Raw genomic sequence first — 3686 nt, 5'->3', positions numbered from 1 at the left:
TAAGTTATTATCATTTACTCAAAGAAGTAGAGCTATTTTTGGAGATATTTATTATCGCATTTTAATCATTCAGAGTCTCATAAGTTTAGTAAATCATAAGTGGAATAAATTAAAGAACTTGCTTGATGATCATACAGTGGAAAATGAATTTGAAGATGATGGTATACTAGTGACGAGGGGGTATGGATATGAGATAGATAATAGTCTTCGTTATGAAATAGTTGCTCACCTCATGAATATTTTTTATCAGCTTAATAGTTGTAATGAAATGTTGATAAAATTAGCAACCAAGACACAAGTTGCTATTGACTCATCGATTAGTAATGATGTTGCAACAAGATACTTTATAGACTTAGTTGAAAAAGAATTAGGAGTGCGTGTAGAATATAAAAGGCTTAGAAAATTTAGAAATCAATTCACGCATCACTCTACTATGTGAATATCAGCAGAGATAACTGAAGATGGTTATGAGTTACTTATGTCAAATGAAAATCTTGGGGATTTTCGGGATGAATCAAAGTTTATGAGATTGAGTGAAGTATATTGTAGCATAGAATATGTTAATGACATAATTGGAGTTATATCAAGGGATTTACTTGAAAAGCTTAATAATATTGATGATTCTAATTAATCGGATTGACAGTAAACGTCGTCAACTCACACGACATATGTGCAACAATTTCTAGTTGACTCGATTAATTTTGAAATGTAATTGAAGTATAAATAAATGATTTTTAGGAGGTTATTATGGAGTTATCACCAGAAGTAATTGGATTAAGTACGCAATTGGCTACAGTGGCAGGAAGAAAAACAGTAGAAACAATATTTGATAAGATTCGGACAGTTAAAGAAAAAGGAAATAAAGATGAAATTATTAATAGTCTTGAAGAAATTATCAATGATTTGATATCGGATAAGAATGAATTGATTCAGATATCAAAGACGTATGAAGAAAAATTGATAACTCAAAAGATGTCAGATAAGGAAATAGACTATATCACTACAAGTATATTACCCTTAGTTGAATTGCTTGTTATGAATAGTGGCAACAGTAAAGCACAAGAGATGCAAGCTAGTTTAGCTTTGATAAAACCTATTTTGTCAAAAGAGACTATTAGTATTATGCAAATACTAGGCTTTAATTTCAGGAGAGCATTAGGTGAACCGTTGACAGAACTTATTGCATCGTTGATATGTTCTAAAATGCCTGCTAGCTCAGAAAAGAAGGACGAAATTCAATTAAATACAATACAAAGAGAAATTGAGCATATGAAGCTGTGTCAAGATGAAGACGCATACAATAGATTAATGAAACTTTATGGTAGAAGTCAATAATTCTCTTTGTAATTGTATTAGAATAGAAGGAGTGAAACAAGTGAGTTTTGACGGTAGTATCTGTGATGACTGCAGGTAAAAATCAACTAAATAAGAGTGAAACAGATAAAATCAATAAGTATTGACAATATATATAAAAATGGAGACCTGTTATAAAAAGTCAAGAGGAAAATAGTAGGAAATTTCATTTTGATATCTGTTGTTAAAAGGGTAACTTTAATAGAGCTCCCTTAAAGGTGCTTTTTCAAAATCTTATAGATTGGCAATATCAGATTTCTTAGTCGAGATTAAATTTTACATAGTCAGTCATCATCTTCTAGATGATCCTGACTAACTTGCCGGCGCAATGCCCAAGGGCATTGTAGTGTGGCCTTCAGAAATCTTGGCGTCATAACAAGCTTTAAAGGTTGAATTGTTCCTACCAATATTATGATCTGTATTCATCAGTTCATATATAAGGACTCTAGATCTCGCTTGGACAATCTGGTATGTTTAGCATTAAAATTACCAGATTGATGGATGGAAGGGTCTAGAGCAGCGTAAGAAAGTAAATGCTTAGATTTACTGAATCGATGAATGTTACCAATATCACAGCTTATCATTCCACCATTAATATATCCGATGCCTTGAATGGTCATGATGACAGAGTCATTGAACTTCATGAATCCGTCATCTCAGCTTAAATACTTTTTAATTGGTTATTTAATAACTCAATCTGTGTGATAGTGTGGGTTATTTGAATAGACACAGCACTGTCACTGGTGTCGACAGACTTCTGTGCGAGAACTCTTAATTCTTTAGTCTCATTCTTCTTGAACTGACCGTGGGAGGAAACTTCAAGTAAATGAGCAAGATGGGTCATATGTTGAAGTTTTAGCAATAATGTAGGGATCGACTTTGTCTGTCTTAGTCTTGCGAATGCTATTTTTTCGCATTGAAGACGTGACAAAGGGTTAAGAAAACACACCTTGAACCAGTGGCGACAAGGAATCGGACTATGTTGTCACCATAGTGTGCCGTTGATTCAAGACCGATGATGAGGCTGTCCATCTCGAAGAAATTGAGTTTGAAGAACAACAGTTGTTGTAAGCCATCATCGTCATTAGTAAATTTGAACGGCTCGATGAGTATATCACCATCAGAAGATAGAGCTGAGGCAAAATAGTTGAGTTTAGCAATATCAATCCAACATAAATCATGAAGTTGTACCTCCCTTTCTAAAAGTCTGATACCATGATATCCACCAATAATTATCATCGTAGACTTGATTGAAATTAGTACTCAGAAGAAAACTCCGACGGCAACATCCAGCTTATAAACAGTTCATATAAGGATAGAAGCAATACACTCCAGTTAGTCAGACTACAGGGAAAAATCTAAATTCCACAGTATCTGATTGTATTAAAACCACGATATTATAAGGAAAGGAATATGTTGTTTGTTACTATAAGCATCATAAAAGTAAAAGAATGGAAGAAATTATAAAAGAATTTGACCAATCATTTAGTAAGAGATATTTTGTTAACACTTACATAAAGGGTTATTTCAGATACTATATGTTTATTGTTACTTTTTTCACGTCCTATGGGGTTGGTATCATATATGCACTTTATAGAAAGCTCATATTTAATATAGGTAAGCCAAACGTGTTTTTGTGGGTCGTGGTAATTGGATTCGTCCTGTACAACATATTAAATGTAATAAATGCATACTACAAGACCAATGTTATAAGACGTATAGAGAAATATTTGGATGTGACATATACTTCGTATAAATATGTTTTTTCACCTCAATACAACATTAAAAGAAAAACACTAATAAATGAATGGCTATACTTTGTTTTTGATAATAATATATTTTCAGAGTTTGAACTATTGAATTGGCTACAGAATGAAATAATGATTAAGAAGAGTTTTGAGCATAAGAGGAGGAATATCGTTTTGGCTTTTCTTTTGATTATCATATCTATGAATGTTGAGGAAACATATTTAAGCATAAAAGCTCAAATCAATGAGCTGGATGTTTCAAATCCATTGGTAATCGGGGTGCTTACTCTTGGTCTGATAATCTTCATTCTATTTTTCTTAGAGCGTATGATTAATCGAATCATAAAGGATTTTGGTGAGATGAGGTATAATTCGATATTGGTCACTTACAAAGAACTTGCAAAAATAGTTTCCGACTATATCTATTTGAAGGGATCTAATGATTCAGATAAAAGTTTCGAGATTATTTCGTAAGTGCTTCCCTAAGAGGACCATATATCTCATCAATGGATTTTGGACAATGTTCCGATGAATAAAAGAATACTTCTTGAGTTTTTGAAAACGGGTTTTGTATATAATAAAGAT

The 3686-nt window shown here is 32.5% G+C and carries 6 protein-coding genes; 4 read left to right on the top strand and 2 right to left on the bottom strand.

All coding sequences use genetic code 11. The annotated features are described in order from the left end of the window. The 3 genes from P0N36_RS14765 to P0N36_RS14755 all read left to right on the top strand — a co-directional run. On the top strand, positions 1 to 439 hold a 439-nt coding region (locus P0N36_RS14765; RefSeq protein WP_275843637.1), incomplete at its 5' end, for a hypothetical protein. A gap of 39 nt (positions 440 to 478) precedes the next feature. After that, positions 479 to 631 carry a hypothetical protein gene (locus tag P0N36_RS14760; protein ID WP_275843636.1) on the top strand — a complete coding sequence of 51 codons (153 nt, stop codon included), beginning with the start codon at positions 479 to 481 and terminating at the stop codon, positions 629 to 631. 116 nt (positions 632 to 747) lie between these two features. Continuing rightward, positions 748 to 1335: a hypothetical protein gene (locus P0N36_RS14755; protein ID WP_275843635.1), complete on the top strand. Its 588-nt coding sequence runs from the start codon at positions 748 to 750 to the stop codon at positions 1333 to 1335. Between the two features lie 443 nt (positions 1336 to 1778). On the opposite strand, the gene P0N36_RS14750 is transcribed toward P0N36_RS14755, so the two are convergent. Both P0N36_RS14750 and P0N36_RS15705 read right to left on the bottom strand, forming a co-directional pair. Next, on the bottom strand, positions 1779 to 1997 hold the full coding sequence (locus P0N36_RS14750; protein WP_275843634.1) for an IS110 family transposase: 219 nt from the start codon (positions 1995 to 1997) through the stop codon (positions 1779 to 1781). 259 nt (positions 1998 to 2256) lie between these two features. Further along, complete coding sequence (locus P0N36_RS15705; RefSeq protein WP_275843633.1) at positions 2257 to 2592, bottom strand: IS110 family transposase; 336 nt, start codon at positions 2590 to 2592, stop codon at positions 2257 to 2259. Between the two features lie 212 nt (positions 2593 to 2804). On the opposite strand from P0N36_RS15705, the gene P0N36_RS14740 reads away from it, so the two are divergent. Beyond that, positions 2805 to 3575 carry a hypothetical protein gene (locus P0N36_RS14740; RefSeq protein ID WP_275843632.1) on the top strand — a complete coding sequence of 257 codons (771 nt, stop codon included), beginning with the start codon at positions 2805 to 2807 and terminating at the stop codon, positions 3573 to 3575. Positions 3576 to 3686 lie beyond the last annotated feature (111 nt).

Source organism: Petrocella sp. FN5, from assembly GCF_029210395.1.
Lineage (GTDB): Bacteria > Bacillota > Clostridia > Lachnospirales > Vallitaleaceae > Petrocella.
The sequence above is the reverse complement of the archived record's forward strand: the minus strand, read 5'-3'. Positions and strand labels throughout refer to the sequence as shown.